General features: G+C 66.6%; 1 protein-coding gene. It reads left to right on the top strand.

Features of this window, described 5'->3' with window-relative positions:
* Positions 1-605, top strand: a 605-nt coding sequence (locus AC1DUP_RS36775) for a putative Ig domain-containing protein (protein ID WP_477837381.1), incomplete at both ends; no start/stop codon positions are given.

The following is a 605-nucleotide window of genomic DNA, read 5'->3' on the forward strand; positions in this document are numbered from 1 at the left end:
GGTGCGGCCAATGGTTCGGGTGGCGTGGTTGCCAGTGGCAATGTGCTGACCAACGATACCGATCCGGATGCCGGCGACACCAAGACGGTCACGGCGGTCGGCTTCGGCGCGACATCAGGCACGCTCGGCACGGCGCTGAACGGYACCTATGGCAGCCTGGTGCTSAGCGCATCGGGCGTCTATAGCTATGCGCTCAACGAGACCAGCGCCGCTGTCCAGGCGCTGCGCCAGTCCACCAACACGCTGAGCGATGTCTTCAGCTACACRATGCGTGACACTGCCGGTGCGACCGCCACGGCAAACCTGACCATCACCATCCACGGYGCCAATGATGCGCCGGTGCTGGCTGTCCAGACGGTCGCCCAGAATGCCACCGTCGGCTCCGCCTTCTCCTTCGTGCTGCCGACAACCACCTTCACCGATGTCGACGGCGGCGAGACGCTGACCTATTCGGCAACGGCTGCCGACGGCACGGCGCTGCCCGCCTGGCTGGCCTTCAACGCCACGACGCGGACCTTCTCCGGCACACCGACGGCAGGCGGCACCTACGGCGTCAGGGTGACGGCGACCGACCTCGGCGGCCTCTCAGCCAACGAGACCTTCAA

Source organism: Rhizobium sp. 01L419 (assembly GCF_056400025.1).